This is a genomic window from Algoriphagus formosus (assembly GCF_002807035.1).
Taxonomy (GTDB): Bacteria; Bacteroidota; Bacteroidia; order Cytophagales; family Cyclobacteriaceae; genus Algoriphagus; species Algoriphagus formosus.
Window position 1 is genome coordinate 23,927 of record NZ_NIUC01000001.1, and the last position, 15,782, is coordinate 39,708.

A 15,782-nucleotide genomic window follows, 5' to 3' on the forward strand; every position below is an offset into this window, starting at 1 on the left:
TTTTGATGCTATGGAAAAGAAAACATGTCTTAATTGTGGAGCCCCTATTCAGGGTAGGGCCGATAAGAAGTTCTGCGACGATCAGTGTAGAAATAATTACAACTACAAACAGTACGCAGACAATAGCAATTTTATGCGTCGGATAAACCACCGACTAAAGAAAAACCGAAACATTCTCGAGTCTTTGATTCCTTCCGGAGAGGATATGTACAAAGCTCCAAAGGATAGATTGATGCGTGAAGGATTCGATTTTGTCTATTTCACTCATACCTATGAAACCAAAAAGGGATCGGTCTATCACTTTTGCTATGATTATGGATACCTAGCCCTGGAAGGGGATTGGTATTTGATTGTGAGGCGAAAGGAAAGTTAGTTTTTGGTCTTCTTCAAAAAATCCACCGTAGCTTCAATGAGTCTTCCGTGTCCGACTGGCAAACTATGCTGTCTTAAATGAGGTACTTTAGATGAAAATCGGGCTAGGTTCTGCTCCGTAACCATCCGATCGTATTCTCCAATGAAAAGGTCAACAGGGGTTTTATTCTTTCGGAGTTGGCGAATGATTTTTCCCAAATGCAATTGAATGCCACCGAAGACCCTCCAAGTGAAATAGACTTGGGCCCGTTTGGATCGAGTTTCCATCTGGGTCTGTACAAATTTGACAATGCTGCTTTCGAGCAAACCCGCTGAATTTAATCCATTCATAAATCCAAAGAAAAGCTTTGGCTTGAATACAACTCCTTTGAAAACTCCGTGAAAGGATCCCGGATAGCTACTGATGCTATACCAAAGACCGGTTTTAATCCCGTCCGGAGCGAGTAGGGTAAGACTTTTGACCTTTTTATCAAAAAGCTCATAAGTCAACAAGGCGAATTTCCCACCCATGCTATATCCAATCAGGTGAAATTCATGAAAGCCCTCCTTCTTCATCAAATGCTCAATAAAGATCTTCCAAGTGTTTTTGGTCAAAGGTGTCGCAGAATCAAACCAATGGCTTTTGCCATGATAAAAAATATCAACCAGGATATACTTTGACCCATTTTGGCGTAGCTCTAAAAATTTAGCCATATCCTCTTGGGTTTGTCCAAATCCATGAAATAGGATAAAAGTTTTGTCGCCTTCTCCATGGGTGAGGTAGGAGAGCTTTCCAAGTTTGGTTTCGATAGATCGAGTCATGGATTAAAACTTCAATATTTTATTCAAACTACAAATTTTTATAGATGAACGTGATTGAATATACAAAATTATATATCAAAAATATGCAAAAATGATCGTGAACGAACAGTTTGGAAAAAGAATATTGATAAATACCCAAATATAATTTTAGAAAAAACTACGGAAACTTTGAACTTTCCTATCGTTTCCATAGTTTCGCAACCTGAATACCAATAGAGATGCATGAAATGCGAGAGAAGATATTAGATGCGGCGGTAGATGAATTTTCTAGATTCGGAGTTCGAAGTGTCACAATGGATGATATTGCCAGACACTTAGGAATTTCGAAAAAGACGCTGTATCAGGAGTTTTCGGATAAGAAGGAACTGGTTAAATCTGCCTTTGAACGGATTTTGAGTGAAGATCAGTGCAAGCTAGACGAGATTATGAATAGTTCCGATGATCAGGTTATCGAGACTCTTGTAAGTATATCCCGAATGATGAGGCATCGCTTGCAGTCAATCAACCCCATCACGATTCATGAAGTTCAAAAGTATTTTCCGGAAGCTTGGTCTGTTTTTTCAAGACATAAGGAAGAAGTCATATTACATGAACTGACCGAAATCATTGAGCGCGGGAAAAAATTGGGCTATTTCCGACCTGAAATAGAAGCCCCCATCTTAGCACGAATTCGAGTAGATCAAATCACCAATGCTATGGATCCCTCCAACTTTCAGGATAAGGAATACGATATCGTGAAAGTTCAGCTCGAGATGATGGACCATTTCCTGCATGGAATCTTCACAGAAAAAGGACGAGAAGCCTATAAAATCCAACAAGAAAAATCTGTTTCAACCCCAGAAAAATGAGAATACCAGCTATTATTTTCTTTTTATTATTCAGTTTCTTTTACAAAGTAGAAGCTCAGGAAATAGTCGAATTGACTTTAGAAGAGGCGCTTCAGTACACTTTGGAAAACAATGTGAATGTAAAAAATGCTCAATTAGAGACTTTGATTTCCAAAGCAACTGTCAAGGAAACAACCGCCTCGGGTCTGCCTCAGATCAACGGTAACTTCGATTTGAATTACAACCCAGCTATTCCTGTTGTTTTCCTGCCAAATGAACCGCCTTTTGGCGACCCCAACATTCCATCGGATGTGATTCCTGCCCGATTCGGTGTGAGCTATCAATCCAATTTGGGAGCGAATCTCAGACAAATGATTTTTGATGGTTCGTTTTTCGTGGGACTTCGAGCAGCAAAGACTTACAAGCAACTGACCGACCTAGATCTGATCAAGACGGAAAATGACGCCATAGAGGCTGTGAAGAAAGCTTACTTTGGAGTTTTGGTCAATCTGGAAAGAATTCGTTTGGCAGAAGCAAACTTGGCTAGGATCGATACTTTACTTTCTGAAACTCAGGCATTGAATCAGGCTGGTTTTGCAGAAAAGATCGATGTATCCCGTATTCAAGTGCAGCGAAATAACACCTACTCTCAGGTAGAGCGAGCTAGAACTTCCCTAGAAGTAAGTGAGCAAATACTAAAACTTCAGATGGGCCTCCCCATGGAATATGATGTGCGTCCAAACGAAACACTAGCAGAGCTAAATCCCATCGAAGAGCTGAATGCCTTGTTGATTGATGAAGGTGTGGAGCGGATTGAGGTTGCCCAGCTGAATACGAATATTGAACTGATCGGCTTGGACTTGAAAAATAATCAAGCCCAATACATGCCTACAATTGACTTCATTGCCAATGCGCAACGTTCTGGTGCAGGAAATACATTTGACACTGTTTTTGACAAACAGAATTGGTTTGGAAGCTCTTTACTAGGTGTGAGTATGCAGATTCCGATTTTTGATGGGTTACTTAAAAGTGCCCGAATTCAGAAAAACAGAATTCAAATTCAGCAATTGGAGAACCAACGAAATTTCTTGAGAGAAAGCATAAAAAATGAGGTTTTCTCAGCAAAATCCACTTTAGAAAATGACCTGTTAATCCTGACGGTTCAAAGGGAAAATTTGGAATTGGCCCGTGAGGTATATGACATAGCTAAAATCAAGTATCAAGAAGGGGTCGGGTCAAACCTTGAAGTAGTAGATGCCGACGCAGCGCTTGTTCAGGCAGAATTCAATTATTTATCAGCGCTCTATGACGGTTTGATCGCAAAAGTAGATTTAGAAAAAGCATTAGGAATTCTTAAAAATGACATCATCAACTAAACCAACTCCCAGTTTTGGGACTCAACTCCGTAAAATTAATATGAAAGCGATATACAAATTTTTATTTCTGAGTCTAACTGCCGTGGTTTTATACAGCTGCGGAGCAGAACAATCTGAACTTGAAACAAAAAAGGCTGAATTAGAAAGCTTACAACAGGAAGCATCCTCCATTCAGACCAAAATCCTTCAGTTGGAATCTGAGATTGCAAGCTTGGATCCTGAATTTGCCTCTCAAAACAAAAAATCTGTTTTGATTACAACTGCAAGTGCTCAGCGAGCTAATTTCGAGCACTTCGTAGAGGTGACAGGTTCTGTGCTGTCAAAAAAGAATGTAGTCATCTCAGCTGAAACAGGAGGAAGAATACTAGAAATTCCCGCCATTGAAGGTATGAGAGTAGAGCGAGGATCTGTTCTTGCCAGAGTAGATTCAGAGTCTATTCAGCGGAATATAGATGAATTGGAGACCTCTTTAGACTTGGCTACCATGCTTTTTGAAAAGCAGAAAAGACTTTGGGACCAAGAAATCGGTACGGAAGTTCAGTATTTGGAAGCGAAGAATCGAAAAGAAGGCTTGGAGAGAAACTTAGCCTCGCTAAAGACTCAATTGGATAAAACTATCATCAGAGCGCCATTTACAGGTACTATTGAATCTGTAGATGTGAGACTTGGTGAATTGGTGCAGCCTGGTATGCCAATGTTCCAGTTTGTGGGTGAGAGTGATCTTTTCATCGAAGCGGATGTGTCTGAGGCCTATGTTGGTGTACTCAGCAAAGGAGACAGCGTTCAGATTTCCTTCCCTTCCATCGGTGAAAGTCTGAAGACAAGAGTGAGTTCGGTAGGGGCAATTATCAATCCCAACAACCGAACCTTCAAGGTCGAGGTGTTTCTTCCCAATATGAAAATGGTGAAGCCCAACATGCTGACGGTCATGAAAATCAAAGACTATGAGAATGATGATTCAGTGATTGTTCCTAATCATTTGATTCTTAGCGACAATAAAGGTGACTACGTCTATATCGTTCAGGATGGTGTAGCGAAGAAGACCTATGTCAAGCGTGGTAAAACATTCAACGACAATGCAGAGATTTTAGAGGGTCTTCAAGGAAATGAGACCTTGGTAGACAAAGGTTTCAGAGAAGTAGGAGATAATTTCAACGTAAACATTGCACAAGGTTAAATCATGTCAGATCAACAAAAATTGAAAACCACTCGGGAATTTGGACTATCCAGTCTCAGTGTCGACAATTCCACCTCGGTGGTGATTTTGACACTGATTATTACCGTGCTTGGCCTGAGTGCTTATCGCACCATGCCTAAGGAAAGTTTTCCAGAGATAGTTATTCCAACGGTCTATGTGGGTACTCCTTATCCAGGTAATTCGCCTGTGGATATGGAAAACCTGATCACTCGACCTATTGAAAAGGAACTGAAGTCCCTCAATGATGTGAAGGATATCAAATCCACATCGGTCCAGGATTTTTCTTCCATTGTTATTGAGTTTAACCCTGGGATTGAAATATCAAAAGCCATCCAAGACGTAAAGGATGCGGTAGATAAGGCAAAAAGTGAGTTGCCAACGGACCTCGATCAGGATCCTAATGTGGTGGAGGTAAATACCTCGGACTTTCCGATCATGAATGTCAATATCTCTGGAGATTATTCAGAGACTGAGCTTAAGAAATTTGGAGAGTACCTGGAAGACGAAATCGAGAAGTTACCAGAAATTTCCAAAGCAGATCTCGCTGGTACGGTTGAGCGTGAGATTCAAATCAATGCGGACCCATACAAAATGGAAGCAACCGGGGTGACTTTCAACGATATTTCTGGTGCGGTGCAGTCTGAAAACGTGACTGTTTCAGGAGGAAATATCCGTTCAGGAGACTTTACCCGTACGCTTCGAGTTGATGGAGAGTTTTCAGATCCTCAGGACTTGCTAAACATCATCGTCAAAACAGACAATCAAAAGATCGTTTACCTCCGGGATGTAGCAAAAGTAGAAGACACTTATAAAGAGCGCTCTTCATACGCCCGCAGCAAGAATCTCCCGGTAGTAACTATCAATGTGACCAAGCGATCAGGTGAAAACCTGCTCAATGCAGCTGATAAAATCAAGGTAATTATCGATGACGCAAAGGCTAATCGATTCCCTCAAGATCTGGAAATTACTATCACCAATGATCAATCCAAGCAGACACGACTTCAAGTAAGTGATTTGGAAAACTCCATCATCTTCGGGGTGATCCTGGTGGTCTTGGTTTTGATGTTTTTCCTAGGCTTTAGAAATGCCTTGTTCGTGGGTGTGGCTATTCCGCTTTCTATGTTTATCTCCTTTTTGGTGCTAAACTCATTTGGAATTACGCTAAACCTCATGGTGCTTTTCTCCTTGATTCTTGCCCTAGGTATGCTAGTGGATAATGGAATCGTGGTTGTAGAAAATATCTACCGACTGATGTCTGAGGGAAAAAATCCAATTCGTGCAGCGAAAGAAGGAGTAGGAGAGGTTGCTTGGCCAATTATCACCTCAACAGCCACTACCTTGGCGGCCTTTTTGCCTTTGGCGTTTTGGGATGATATCGTCGGTGAGTTTATGAAATACTTGCCCATCACTCTGATTATCGTTTTATCCTCCTCACTGTTTGTTGCCTTAGTAATTAACCCTGTGTTAACCTCTTTGTACATGAAGGTGGAGGATATCAACGTGGTGAAGAAAAAGCAAAAGCCAATCATCATAGCGGGTATCTTTTTGGTATTGTCCATCATATTTTACCTTCTAGGTTGGACGGCCTTTGGATCTTTGGCGCTTGTAGCGAGTGTACTGACCATCTTCAATGTTTTTGTGCTTCGAAAAGCCATCAGGTGGTTTCAGACAGTCTTTTTGGTTAACCTTGAGAATGCTTATGAGAAAACCCTCAAGTTTGCTCTCAAAGGATGGAACCCTTATTTCTTCTTTGCTGGAGTAAACCTATTGTTGATTCTTTCGCTAGCTCTTTTATTTGTAAGATCTCCGAAAATTCTATTCTTCCCTGACAATCAGCCTCAATTGGTCAATGTCTTCGTGGAATTCCCAATCGGAACGGATATCGAAGCCACCGATGAATTTGTAGATAGGATGGAAGATGAAGTTTATCAGGCTTTGGATGAATTTCACCCAATTATCGAATCTTTCATCACTCAAGTAGGTGAGGGTACAGGAGACCCTACCGAAGGACCAAGCAATGAGACCACCCCACACAAGGCGAAAATCACGATTGGTTTTGTGGATTATATCGATCGTCAAGGGGTGAATACCAATAGAGCCATGGAAGTGATCAGGGATCTAGTGGAAAAGTATCCTGGTGTGCTGATCACAGTCGATAAACAGCGAAATGGACCTCCTGTAGGAAAGGCAGTAAATATTGAATTCATCGGGGAAAACTATGAGCAATTAATTGACTACGTTGGTAAAGCCAAAGATTACCTTGAGGATCAGAATATTCCCGGATTAGAGGAATTGAAAACTGACCTTTCTCTCGGTAGTCCTGAGGTGATCTTGGATATTGATCGAGAGAAAGCCCGAAGATTTGGCTTATCAACATCCTCCATTGCTACAGAACTCAGAACAGCACTATTTGGACTAGAGGTTTCGAAATATAAAGAAGGAGAGGACGACTATCCGATCCAACTTCGATTGATGGATGACTATCGGTACGATATCAATACACTTGTCAATAAGAAGATTGGCTTCCGAGATAAGTTTGGTACAAAGAGAGAGGTTCCTATCTCTGCAGTAGCCGACATTCAATATGGCTCTACCTATGGATCTGTCAAGCGTAAGGATTTGGAGAAAGTCATTACCATGTACTCCAACGTACTGGATGGTTACAATCCTACTGAGATCAATCAAAAGATCAAGACCTTGATGGCTAGCTATGAAGTACCGGATCGTATTCAGGTCAAATTCACCGGTGAGCAGGAAGAACAAGCCAAATCGCAGGAATTCTTGACACGTGCATTGGGAATTGCCGTTTCACTGATCTTCCTAATCATCGTGGCTCAATTCAATTCCGTGACTACTCCATTTATCATTATGGCTTCGGTAGTTTTGAGTACGATTGGCGTATTCTTGGGTCTTGTTATTTTCAATATGGACTTCGTGGTAATCATGACGGGTATCGGAATCATTTCCCTAGCTGGTGTGGTGGTAAATAATGCCATCGTATTGATTGATTATACCAATCTGGTCAGAGAGCGAAGAAGGGAAGAACTAGGTGTCGACAAAGGAGCATTCTTGAGCTATGAAGACTTAATCGGAAGTATTGTAGAGTCAGGTAAAACCCGTCTTCGCCCTGTGCTTTTGACAGCGATCACAACTGTGCTCGGATTGATTCCGCTGGCTATTGGGATGAACATTAATTTCGGAAGTCTTTTGAGTTCTTTTGATCCACAGTTCTACATCGGAGGAGACAATGCAGATTTCTGGGGTCCAATGGCCTGGACAGTAATATTTGGCCTAACCTTCGCGACTTTCCTTACGTTAGTAATTGTACCAGTTATGTACTTGCTGGCTGACAAGCTAAATATGGCTATACGCAAGGTAAAGGCATGATTGATTTAAGGTTGGTGGTTTTTTTATGACAAAACCCCCGCGGACAATGTCCCGGGGGTTTTTACTTTTTGAGAAAAATTGAAAGTTTTTCGAGTTAAACTCTTGATTTAACATTTTTTAAAAGGGAAGGTCTGCTTCCTCTTTTTCGGCTTCTGAGGGTTGATTTTTACCGCCGCCCATGAACATAAAGTCATGGACAACGATCTCTGTCTGATAGCGCTTTACGCCATCTTTGTCTGTGTAGCTACGGTTGGTGATTTTACCTTCGACTGCAAGTTCGGATCCTTTGGAAGTGTATTTAGCAATGATCTCGGCAGACTTGCCCCAAATGACCAAATTGTGCCAGGTGGTTTCAGTGACCTTTTCTCCTTGTTGGTTTTTGTAAGTTTCGTTGGTAGCCAAGCTGACCTTTCCCAATACCTTTCCAGACTCAAGAGTCTTTACTTCTACATTGTCACCTAGGCGACCGATCAATTGTACTTTGTTTCTTAGCGTGTTCATGATTACGTGTGTTTTGGTTAGAAATTTTGTTTTGTGGTTTACGCTAGAGGAAAACTTGATGATCCAAAGTTGTAATGAGGGCGCTTCATTACTCGGTAAGCAGTCGTTTGTATCCGTTTGTATCCGATAGTAGTCGTTTGCTGTCGGATAATGTCCGTTAATGGCTATTTAAAGCACTTTTTTCAAAAAGGGATATTGAAAAAAAATTTGGCTTATTAATCGGTTAATTGGATTGGAAGTCCATTTTGAATAAATAATTCTAGCGGGTTTTGACTTTTTGCACTTAAAATAAAAACCGAAATAGATTGAATTAGCGGGTTGGGAAGGGTAATTTTGAAACAAAAATTTATGCGGAAAATACTATCCATTTCCTTTCTCCTCTTTCTGATCATAGGGAAGGTTTTTTCTCAAGACAGTACCAAAAATTATGTGATCTTGATTTCCTTGGATGGGTTTCGTTACGATTATGTTGAGCGATTTAAGCCGGAAAATTTAAGTAAGTTTATTTCAGAAGGAACAGCTGCAGAAGCAATGATTCCTTCCTTTCCTACCAAGACTTTTCCAAATCACTACACCATCGCTACCGGACTTAAGCCGGAGCATCATGGTATCGTGGATAATAATTTTTGGCACCCCGAAAAAGAACAGCGTTACTCTATTTCCAATCGAGAGGTTGTGACCGATGGAACCTGGTATGGAGGGACGCCACTTTGGCTTTTAGCTGAGCAAAATGAAATGACTGCCGCAAGTTACTTTTTTGTAGGGAGTGAGGCAGATATTCAGGGAGTGAGACCATCTTACTATTATGACTATGATGGAAGAGTGCCAAATCTCCAGCGTATATCGAAAGTTTTCGAATGGCTTCAGCTTCCTGAGGATGAGCGACCTCAGTTGATTACCATGTACTTTTCGGATATGGATGATACCGGGCATCGATACGGTCCGGATAATGATGAGCAGCTGAGCAATACCCTGCAAAGGTTAGATCGGGAGCTTGGAGCTCTTTTTGAAGGATTGAAAAGTTTGGATTTGCCAATACATGTTGTTTTGGTGTCGGACCATGGAATGCAGGCTGTACCAAAAGAAAAACTTATCAATTTAGACCCTTTGGTAGAAGGCATTAATGCCCGAGTGGTCAACTCAGGAGCTTTGGTTCATTTGCATTTGGAAGACCCATCGGAAAAGAAAAAAATCATCGAGACTATCGAAGCACGTGGAGAGCACATTCATGTAGTGGATGTGGAGGATCGGGAGTACTATCAGGATTTGAGCTTGCATCGTGACCTACTTGGTGATTTATTGATTATTCCTGATTTGGGATACTATTTGACTGATGATCGCGGAATTTTCCGCTACCAAAATCGTTCAGCAACTATGAAGACGGATGTTTTTGGAGAGCATGGATATAGCCCTGATTATAAGTCTATGCATGGAATTTTCTACGCTAAAGGACCTCAAATTAAGGAGGGCTTGGTAATTGAGCCTTTTGAAAACGTTCATGTTTACCCATTGATCTGCAAAATTTTGGGACTTCCTATTCCATCTAATATTGATGGAAAACTTGAGGTACTTGAACCCGTACTTAAAGATTGATGGAGCTACGAAAGGAAATAGAAAGTCGAAAGGATGTAGATTTTTTGGTTCGTAGATTCTACGAAAAAGTGCGAAAGCATGAGCATTTAGGACCGGTTTTCAATCATGTGGTTTCGGATTGGGATCATCATCTTGTACACTTAAGTGATTTCTGGGAAATGATCCTTTTGAATACGGGGCCGGGAAAAGGAAAATTCAATCCTGCCCAAGTTCACCGGGAAGTGGATGCGAAGGTAGACTATCAGGTCGACCAAGTTCATTTTGGGAATTGGCTGGAATTGTGGTTTCAGACTATTGACCGCTATTTTGTTGGAGAACAAGCCAACTATGCCAAAGAACATGCCCGAAGGATGGCGCATATGCTTTTTATCCGTATTTGGGAGGCTAGACCTCGCTAGACTTTTTTAGACTAAAACCTTGAAAACCAAGTGTTTTTTCCTAGATTAATTGAACTTTAACAAGACAATCATTTCTTATGACTTATTCATTAGCCAGGGCAACTGTTTTATGCCTCTTTTTTTCATTCATTCTGATTTTTACAGCTTCAAAATCTTTAGCTCAGGAGGATCTATTTGACTCTAATGAAATCATCGACATTAAGATGGCCTTTTCAATCAAGGACCTTCGAAGTACTACCAATGATAGCACATTTACCGATGAACTGGTTTGGGTGAAGTCTCCCGACGGAGAGTGGGAAGAAATGCCAATCGAGCTCCGCGTGAGGGGGAATTTTCGTCTCAGCAACTGCTATTATCCACCCCTCCGGATGAAGATTAAAAAGAAGAATCGTGAGGGGACGATGTTTGAGGAAAATAAAAGTATCAAAGTGGTATTTCCATGCTCACGCTCTAAAACAGCAGAATCTTATCTGGCGAAAGAGTTTATGGCTTATCAACTTTTTGAAGAAGTGAGTGAGTATATTTTTGAAACCCGAATGATGCGTGTCACTTTTATCAATGAAGATAAGAAGGGTGATGAAGAAGTCATGTTGGGGTTCTTTTTGGAAGATGATGATGATGTAGCGGATCGCTTTGATGGAGAAATTGTAGATGACAAAAGGATTTTAGGAACGCTTCTGGAAGATTTGCCTGCAGTTAGACATGATTTCTTTCAGATGATGATCGGTAATACGGACTTTTCAGGTCTTTTCAAGCATAATTCCAAAACGCTCATGCTTCCCGAAGAGAAACTGGTTCCACTGGCCTATGATTTTGATATGACTGGCTTAGTCAATCCGCCTTATGCACAAGTGAGTGATTTGGTCGACATAGAAAATGTGACTGATCGATTGTATCGAGGTTTTTGTAGGGAAAAGGAGGTTTTCTATACAGTAAGGGACGAGTTTTTGCAAAAAGAAGAGCGGATTTTTGAGGTGGTGTCCAATTATGAAGAATACATGACTTCAAGTCAGTACCGAGAGTCTGTGCGGTTTTTAGAGGATTTTTTCGATATCCTTAAAAATGATAGGGTCTTTGAAAATCAAATTGTCTTAGCTTGCAGAAATTACTGATAAGTTAATTTTCAGTGAAATGCTGATCCCTGTCAAACTATGATTTGGAAAAAAAATAAGACACCCGAACAGCTCGAAGAAGAAAAGCAGCGGGAAATAGACCGTGAAATCAATAAATCTTCCAAAAAGAAGACTGACGGGGCTAAAACCCATGGAGAAATTCTTCGGGATCAAATCACTGAGGCTCTGGAGACTTATGATAAAAATTCCAGTAGCATTCTTTTGAGTTCTTTTGCAGCAGGATTAGAGATTAGCTTTAGCTTTTTACTGCTTTGTACATTTTACTTTTTTCTTGAAGGACGATCTGATGAAACGGAGATATTTAAGACCATTTCATTAGTTTATCCAATTGGATTCATTTTGGTAGTACTGGGTCAGAGCATTCTCTTTACGGAGCAGACAGCTTTATTGACTTTGCCTGTGCTTAATAAGAAGCGGTCAATTGGTAGTATGTTGAAGCTTTGGGGATTGGTCATAACCGGCAACCTTCTCGGGGGTTATTTTATGAGTTTTGTTCTGACTTGGCTGGGACCGCGGCTGGAGATATTTGACCATGAAGTAGTTGAAGCGATCGCGATGCATGTATTGCATGGAACCGTCCCTGTGATTTTTGTCAGCGCAATCATTGCAGGCTGGCTGATGGGACTTTTATCTTGGCTTTTAGCTTCCTCCAGAGATACCATAAGCCGGATTGTGATCATCTTTCTGATTACCACAGTTCTTTCTTTTGCAGGTCTTCATCACAGCATTATTGGCAGCATAGAGGTGTTTTCAGGCTTTCTAGTTTCTGATCAAATTCACCTCTCAGACTATTTGACATTTCAATCCACAGCCCTCTTGGGAAATGCCTTTGGTGGAGCAATTTTCGTTGCCCTATTGAAGTACCGGGCATTTATTTTTAACATTGGAAACTAAAGTTCGGTAAGAAGAAATCACAAAACCATGAAGCGGATACTTCTCCTTATTTCAATGATTTGTTTCTCGCTATCCTTTGCTTGCACTGCTCAAAATCAAGCCGAAAAATCTTTAAAAATAGAATGGGATCTTGTTGAAAATAAGCTTTCTGAGCCCTATTCCCATCAGGCTAAATTTATTATCCAAAATCAGAGTGAGGAAGCTATTCAGCCGGGATGGAAGTTGTATTTCAATAGCGTCTTTTTCGACCTGAATGCTCTACTCAAATCCCCTGACTATGAGATCAAGCATTTGGCTGGGGACTTTTTTGTTTTAACCAGTTCAGAGAGTGTAGGATTGATTCCTGTTGGAGAAAAGCTCGAAATCGAATACCTGAGTCGTAATCCTCATTTCAAAAATAGCCATGCGCCGGATGGACTAATTTTTACCTTAGCAGATGGAAGTATTGCTAGTAATCTGAGGTATCAAAAACATGAAATGAGTGTTTGGGACCTTGAAAAATATGCTGCAGGAAGTCCATTGCCAGTTCCCACCCCAGCTATTTTATTTTCCCAAAACGAATCGCTCAAGGAGCTTTCTATCGATGAGATTCCTCCCTTTATTCCTACGCCTCGCTCTTGGACTAGGCAAGGCGAAGCTATTCAGGTTACTCAAGCTGGTTTGGCTGTGGTGGGGGATAAGGTCTTTGCAGAGACGGCGACCTATCTTACCAAACAGATTAAGGCTCACTATAACCCTGAAGTTGACCGCGCAGAGAAACCGGTTCAGATTCGAATTTCGAGAAAGGAAGGCTTCCCATCAGAGGGTTATTCCTTAGAAATCCGAGACAGAAGAGTGCTGATCCTTGCTTCTGACGAAAAAGGCGCTTTCTATGGAGTCCAGTCTTTTTTGGCATTGCAGTCAGCGGATTTCTGGGATGGGCTTTCCAATCAATTGACTTTACCGCAGATTAGCATTTCTGATCATCCTGCTTATCCCTATCGGGGATTCTTCTTGGATGTAGGTCGTAATTTTATGCCCAAAGATGAGATTTTCCGGCTACTGGATTTGATGGCTTTGTACAAGCTAAATACCTTCCACTTTCACCTGGCAAATGATGAGGGATGGAGACTTGAGGTCAAAGCACTCCCTGAATTGACTGAATATGCATCTCAGCGGGGTTTTTCTGAAAATGAAAGCGACTTTTTGTGGCCATTTTATGCATCTGGAGTAGAGAAAGGGAAATCACCCGGTTCTGGTTTTTATACCCAAGAGGAATTCAGAGAAATACTTCTTTATGCTGCCGAAAGAAAGATTGAAGTGATTCCTGAAATTGGTTTTCCTGCTCATTCTCGAGCTGCTATTAAAGCGATGGAGAAGCGATACGAGCGATTTAATCAGCTCGGAGAAATTGAAAAAGCTGAGGAATTTCGCTTGATTGATCCCAATGACAATTCACCTTATCTATCAGCCCAGAATTTTCGAGATAATACCATTTGTGTGTGTAGAGAGTCTGTTTACAAATTTTTTGAAACGGTAGTTTCTGAAATTAAAGAGGTCTATGAAGATGCAGGACTTAGCTTGAAAACCTTCCATACAGGAGGAGATGAGGTGCCTCATGGAGTTTGGGAAAATTCTCCGCTTTGCGAGCAGTTTTTGAAAGAGAACAAGTCTATGTCTAAAGCGGGGTTGGGAGATTATTTTCGATCTCGAATTGGATATTTTTTAAAGCGTGAAGGTATCCAACAAGCCGGTTGGGAAGAGATAGGACAAAAGCTTGAAGACAGGGAAGTTATCCCTAATGCTGATTTTTCGGATCGTTCTTGGCAGCTGTATGCTTGGAATGCCGTTGCCGGTTGGGGAGGGGAAGATATGGCCTACCGATTGGCTAATGCGGGGTATCCTGTTGTGATCTCCTCCAGCGCCAATTACTATTTTGACCTTTCATCAAGTTGGGATCCAAGAGATCAGGGACATACCTGGTCTGGAGTCACGAGCTTATTTAATACTTGGCAAACTGTCCCGGGGAAATTCTACCTATCTCACGACGAGACTGTGGAAGGTAAGCCTTGGGATTGGGAAGTTGCGGAGCAATCATTTGAAAAACTCACCGAAAGGGGAAAAGAAAATATTCTAGGGATTCAAGGACAGATTTGGACGGAGACAGTAAAAAGCCCAGAAATGCTTGAGACATACCTTTTACCTCGTTTCTTGGCACTTGCCGAGCGTGCATGGGTCGGAGATCCAGACTGGTCGGAAGCCAGCGCTACTCGGGAAAAATTAGAAAAGCGAGAATTGGAGTGGAATATCTTCATCAACCAAGTTGGGCAAATTGAAATTCCTAAGCTTGAGAAAATGAATGAAGGATATCAAATAAGCATTTCACCTCCAGGACTTCAATTGCGTGAGGGAATGGTGTATGCTAATACAGAGCTACCTGGTTTGATTATTCGTTTCACCACGGATGGTTCTGAACCTACAGCAGAAAGCTCTCTTTATTCAGAACCTATTCCTTTTTCGGAAAAACTCCGATTTAGAGCATTTACAAAAAGTGGCCAAGGTAGTCATGTGAGTTGGTTGGAAAATTAAAGCGGAGGAACTTGGGCTTTATATTTCTCCAAAAGGCTGTCATTATACTTTTCTCCCTCTTCGGTATTGGCACTGATAAAAAGCTCTGGAATCGTACCTGCTTTGACTAAGCTCTCCACAGCCTGAGCCATGATGCCTTGTAGCAGTGCTGCTCCTACCACAGTGGAAGTTGCTCCTACTTTTCCAGGAATCCCTGAAATCTCAACTGCAGCATCACCGATTTCACCCTGATTATCTAAAACCAAATCACTCACTTGGTAAAGCTTCAAACCGGAACTATGCCGTGATGTCACGGATCGACTATGAGCAAGGTTGGTAATACAAATTACCTTTGCTCCTTGATTTTGGAATGCTTGAGCAAGTTCAATCGTTACAGCATTTCTCCCTGAATTTGATGCGATTATAAGGGTGTCCTTTGAGCTTAAGTTTATTTGACTCAGGATTTTATAGGCATATCCTTCTTCACGTTCGAGTAGAGAACTTTTCGAAGCACTTTCATGAAGCATCAAGGGTGGATCTAATATTGGATAAACCCTCGCAAATCCCCCTGCGCGGTAAAAAATCTCTTCTGCTAAAAGATGGGAATGGCCCGTTCCAGCGGTGAAAATCCAACCTTCATTTTGGATGGTGCTTGCGATCCATTCTGAAGCCTGAAGTATCTCTTGATCCTGTGAGAAAGCTCCTTTGAGTTTGGAGAGGATGAGTTGATGAAACCGCTCAAATGCTTTTTCCAT

Annotated in this window: 13 protein-coding genes; 10 read left to right on the plus strand and 3 right to left on the minus strand. The window is 41.4% G+C overall.

Annotated features, from left to right (window positions below; all coding sequences use genetic code 11):
• Nucleotides 1–10: 10 nt before the first annotated feature.
• The gene (locus CDH51_RS00125; protein WP_100627749.1) at nt 11–373 is read left to right on the plus strand and encodes a DUF2116 family Zn-ribbon domain-containing protein; all 363 of its coding nucleotides are present in this window, start codon (nt 11–13) and stop codon (nt 371–373) included.
• Here CDH51_RS00125 and CDH51_RS00130 read toward each other — a convergent pair.
• The gene (locus CDH51_RS00130; RefSeq protein WP_100626719.1) at nt 370–1,173 is read right to left on the minus strand and encodes an alpha/beta fold hydrolase; all 804 of its coding nucleotides are present in this window, start codon (nt 1,171–1,173) and stop codon (nt 370–372) included. The two genes, CDH51_RS00125 and CDH51_RS00130, sit on opposite strands and share 4 nt — an antisense overlap.
• Before the next feature lie 227 nt (nt 1,174–1,400).
• Here CDH51_RS00130 and CDH51_RS00135 point away from each other — a divergent pair, with 227 nt between their 5' ends.
• Genes CDH51_RS00135 through CDH51_RS00150 form a run of 4 tightly spaced genes read left to right on the plus strand, consistent with a single transcriptional unit; the run spans nt 1,401 to nt 7,961 of the window.
• Nucleotides 1,401–2,021 carry a TetR/AcrR family transcriptional regulator gene (locus CDH51_RS00135; protein ID WP_100627750.1) on the plus strand — a complete coding sequence of 207 codons (621 nt, stop codon included), beginning with the start codon at nt 1,401–1,403 and terminating at the stop codon, nt 2,019–2,021.
• Complete coding sequence (locus tag CDH51_RS00140; protein WP_100626720.1) at nt 2,018–3,376, plus strand: TolC family protein; 1,359 nt, start codon at nt 2,018–2,020, stop codon at nt 3,374–3,376. Before CDH51_RS00135 ends, CDH51_RS00140 begins: the two co-directional genes overlap by 4 nt.
• Before the next feature lie 40 nt (nt 3,377–3,416).
• On the plus strand, nt 3,417–4,553 hold the full coding sequence (locus CDH51_RS00145) for an efflux RND transporter periplasmic adaptor subunit (RefSeq protein ID WP_100626721.1): 1,137 nt from the start codon (nt 3,417–3,419) through the stop codon (nt 4,551–4,553).
• A 3-nt stretch (nt 4,554–4,556) separates the two neighbouring features.
• Entirely contained in the window at nt 4,557–7,961 is a 3,405-nt protein-coding gene (locus CDH51_RS00150) for an efflux RND transporter permease subunit (protein WP_100626722.1), read from the plus strand.
• A 117-nt stretch (nt 7,962–8,078) separates the two neighbouring features.
• Here the strand turns inward: CDH51_RS00150 and CDH51_RS00155 are convergent, their stop codons facing one another.
• Nucleotides 8,079–8,462, minus strand: coding sequence for a single-stranded DNA-binding protein (locus CDH51_RS00155; protein ID WP_100626723.1), 384 nt, complete (start codon nt 8,460–8,462; stop codon nt 8,079–8,081).
• A 348-nt stretch (nt 8,463–8,810) separates the two neighbouring features.
• On the opposite strand from CDH51_RS00155, the gene CDH51_RS00160 reads away from it, so the two are divergent.
• The 5 genes from CDH51_RS00160 to CDH51_RS00180 all read left to right on the plus strand — a co-directional run bounded on the left by CDH51_RS00160 (nt 8,811) and on the right by CDH51_RS00180 (nt 15,048).
• The gene (locus CDH51_RS00160) at nt 8,811–10,055 is read left to right on the plus strand and encodes an alkaline phosphatase family protein (protein ID WP_100626724.1); all 1,245 of its coding nucleotides are present in this window, start codon (nt 8,811–8,813) and stop codon (nt 10,053–10,055) included.
• The gene (locus tag CDH51_RS00165; RefSeq protein ID WP_100626725.1) at nt 10,055–10,453 is read left to right on the plus strand and encodes a group III truncated hemoglobin; all 399 of its coding nucleotides are present in this window, start codon (nt 10,055–10,057) and stop codon (nt 10,451–10,453) included. The genes CDH51_RS00160 and CDH51_RS00165 overlap by 1 nt, the downstream gene beginning before the upstream one ends.
• A 77-nt stretch (nt 10,454–10,530) precedes the next feature.
• The gene (locus CDH51_RS00170) at nt 10,531–11,565 is read left to right on the plus strand and encodes a hypothetical protein (RefSeq protein ID WP_100626726.1); all 1,035 of its coding nucleotides are present in this window, start codon (nt 10,531–10,533) and stop codon (nt 11,563–11,565) included.
• A 39-nt stretch (nt 11,566–11,604) separates the two neighbouring features.
• Nucleotides 11,605–12,480 carry a formate/nitrite transporter family protein gene (locus tag CDH51_RS00175; RefSeq protein WP_100626727.1) on the plus strand — a complete coding sequence of 292 codons (876 nt, stop codon included), beginning with the start codon at nt 11,605–11,607 and terminating at the stop codon, nt 12,478–12,480.
• Nucleotides 12,481–12,507: 27 nt separating this feature from the next.
• On the plus strand, nt 12,508–15,048 hold the full coding sequence (locus CDH51_RS00180; protein WP_100626728.1) for a family 20 glycosylhydrolase: 2,541 nt from the start codon (nt 12,508–12,510) through the stop codon (nt 15,046–15,048).
• Here the strand turns inward: CDH51_RS00180 and CDH51_RS00185 are convergent.
• On the minus strand, nt 15,045–15,782 hold the full coding sequence (locus CDH51_RS00185) for a sugar isomerase domain-containing protein (RefSeq protein WP_100626729.1): 738 nt from the start codon (nt 15,780–15,782) through the stop codon (nt 15,045–15,047). The genes CDH51_RS00180 and CDH51_RS00185 overlap by 4 nt on opposite strands.

What these genes read in the sequence shown, in the direction of transcription:
- CDH51_RS00135 (WP_100627750.1), top strand. Translation starts at nt 1,401, where the DNA reads ATGCGAGAGAAGATATTAGATGCGGCGGTAGATGAATTTTCTAGATTC.
- CDH51_RS00125 (WP_100627749.1), top strand. Translation starts at nt 11, where the DNA reads ATGGAAAAGAAAACATGTCTTAATTGTGGAGCCCCTATTCAGGGTAGG.
- CDH51_RS00185 (WP_100626729.1), bottom strand. Translation starts at nt 15,782, where the DNA reads ATGGAAAAAGCATTTGAGCGGTTTCATCAACTCATCCTCTCCAAACTC.
- CDH51_RS00130 (WP_100626719.1), bottom strand. Translation starts at nt 1,173, where the DNA reads ATGACTCGATCTATCGAAACCAAACTTGGAAAGCTCTCCTACCTCACC.
- CDH51_RS00170 (WP_100626726.1), top strand. Translation starts at nt 10,531, where the DNA reads ATGACTTATTCATTAGCCAGGGCAACTGTTTTATGCCTCTTTTTTTCA.
- CDH51_RS00145 (WP_100626721.1), top strand. Translation starts at nt 3,417, where the DNA reads ATGAAAGCGATATACAAATTTTTATTTCTGAGTCTAACTGCCGTGGTT.
- CDH51_RS00155 (WP_100626723.1), bottom strand. Translation starts at nt 8,462, where the DNA reads ATGAACACGCTAAGAAACAAAGTACAATTGATCGGTCGCCTAGGTGAC.
- CDH51_RS00160 (WP_100626724.1), top strand. Translation starts at nt 8,811, where the DNA reads ATGCGGAAAATACTATCCATTTCCTTTCTCCTCTTTCTGATCATAGGG.
- CDH51_RS00165 (WP_100626725.1), top strand. Translation starts at nt 10,055, where the DNA reads ATGGAGCTACGAAAGGAAATAGAAAGTCGAAAGGATGTAGATTTTTTG.
- CDH51_RS00150 (WP_100626722.1), top strand. Translation starts at nt 4,557, where the DNA reads ATGTCAGATCAACAAAAATTGAAAACCACTCGGGAATTTGGACTATCC.
- CDH51_RS00175 (WP_100626727.1), top strand. Translation starts at nt 11,605, where the DNA reads ATGATTTGGAAAAAAAATAAGACACCCGAACAGCTCGAAGAAGAAAAG.
- CDH51_RS00140 (WP_100626720.1), top strand. Translation starts at nt 2,018, where the DNA reads ATGAGAATACCAGCTATTATTTTCTTTTTATTATTCAGTTTCTTTTAC.
- CDH51_RS00180 (WP_100626728.1), top strand. Translation starts at nt 12,508, where the DNA reads ATGAAGCGGATACTTCTCCTTATTTCAATGATTTGTTTCTCGCTATCC.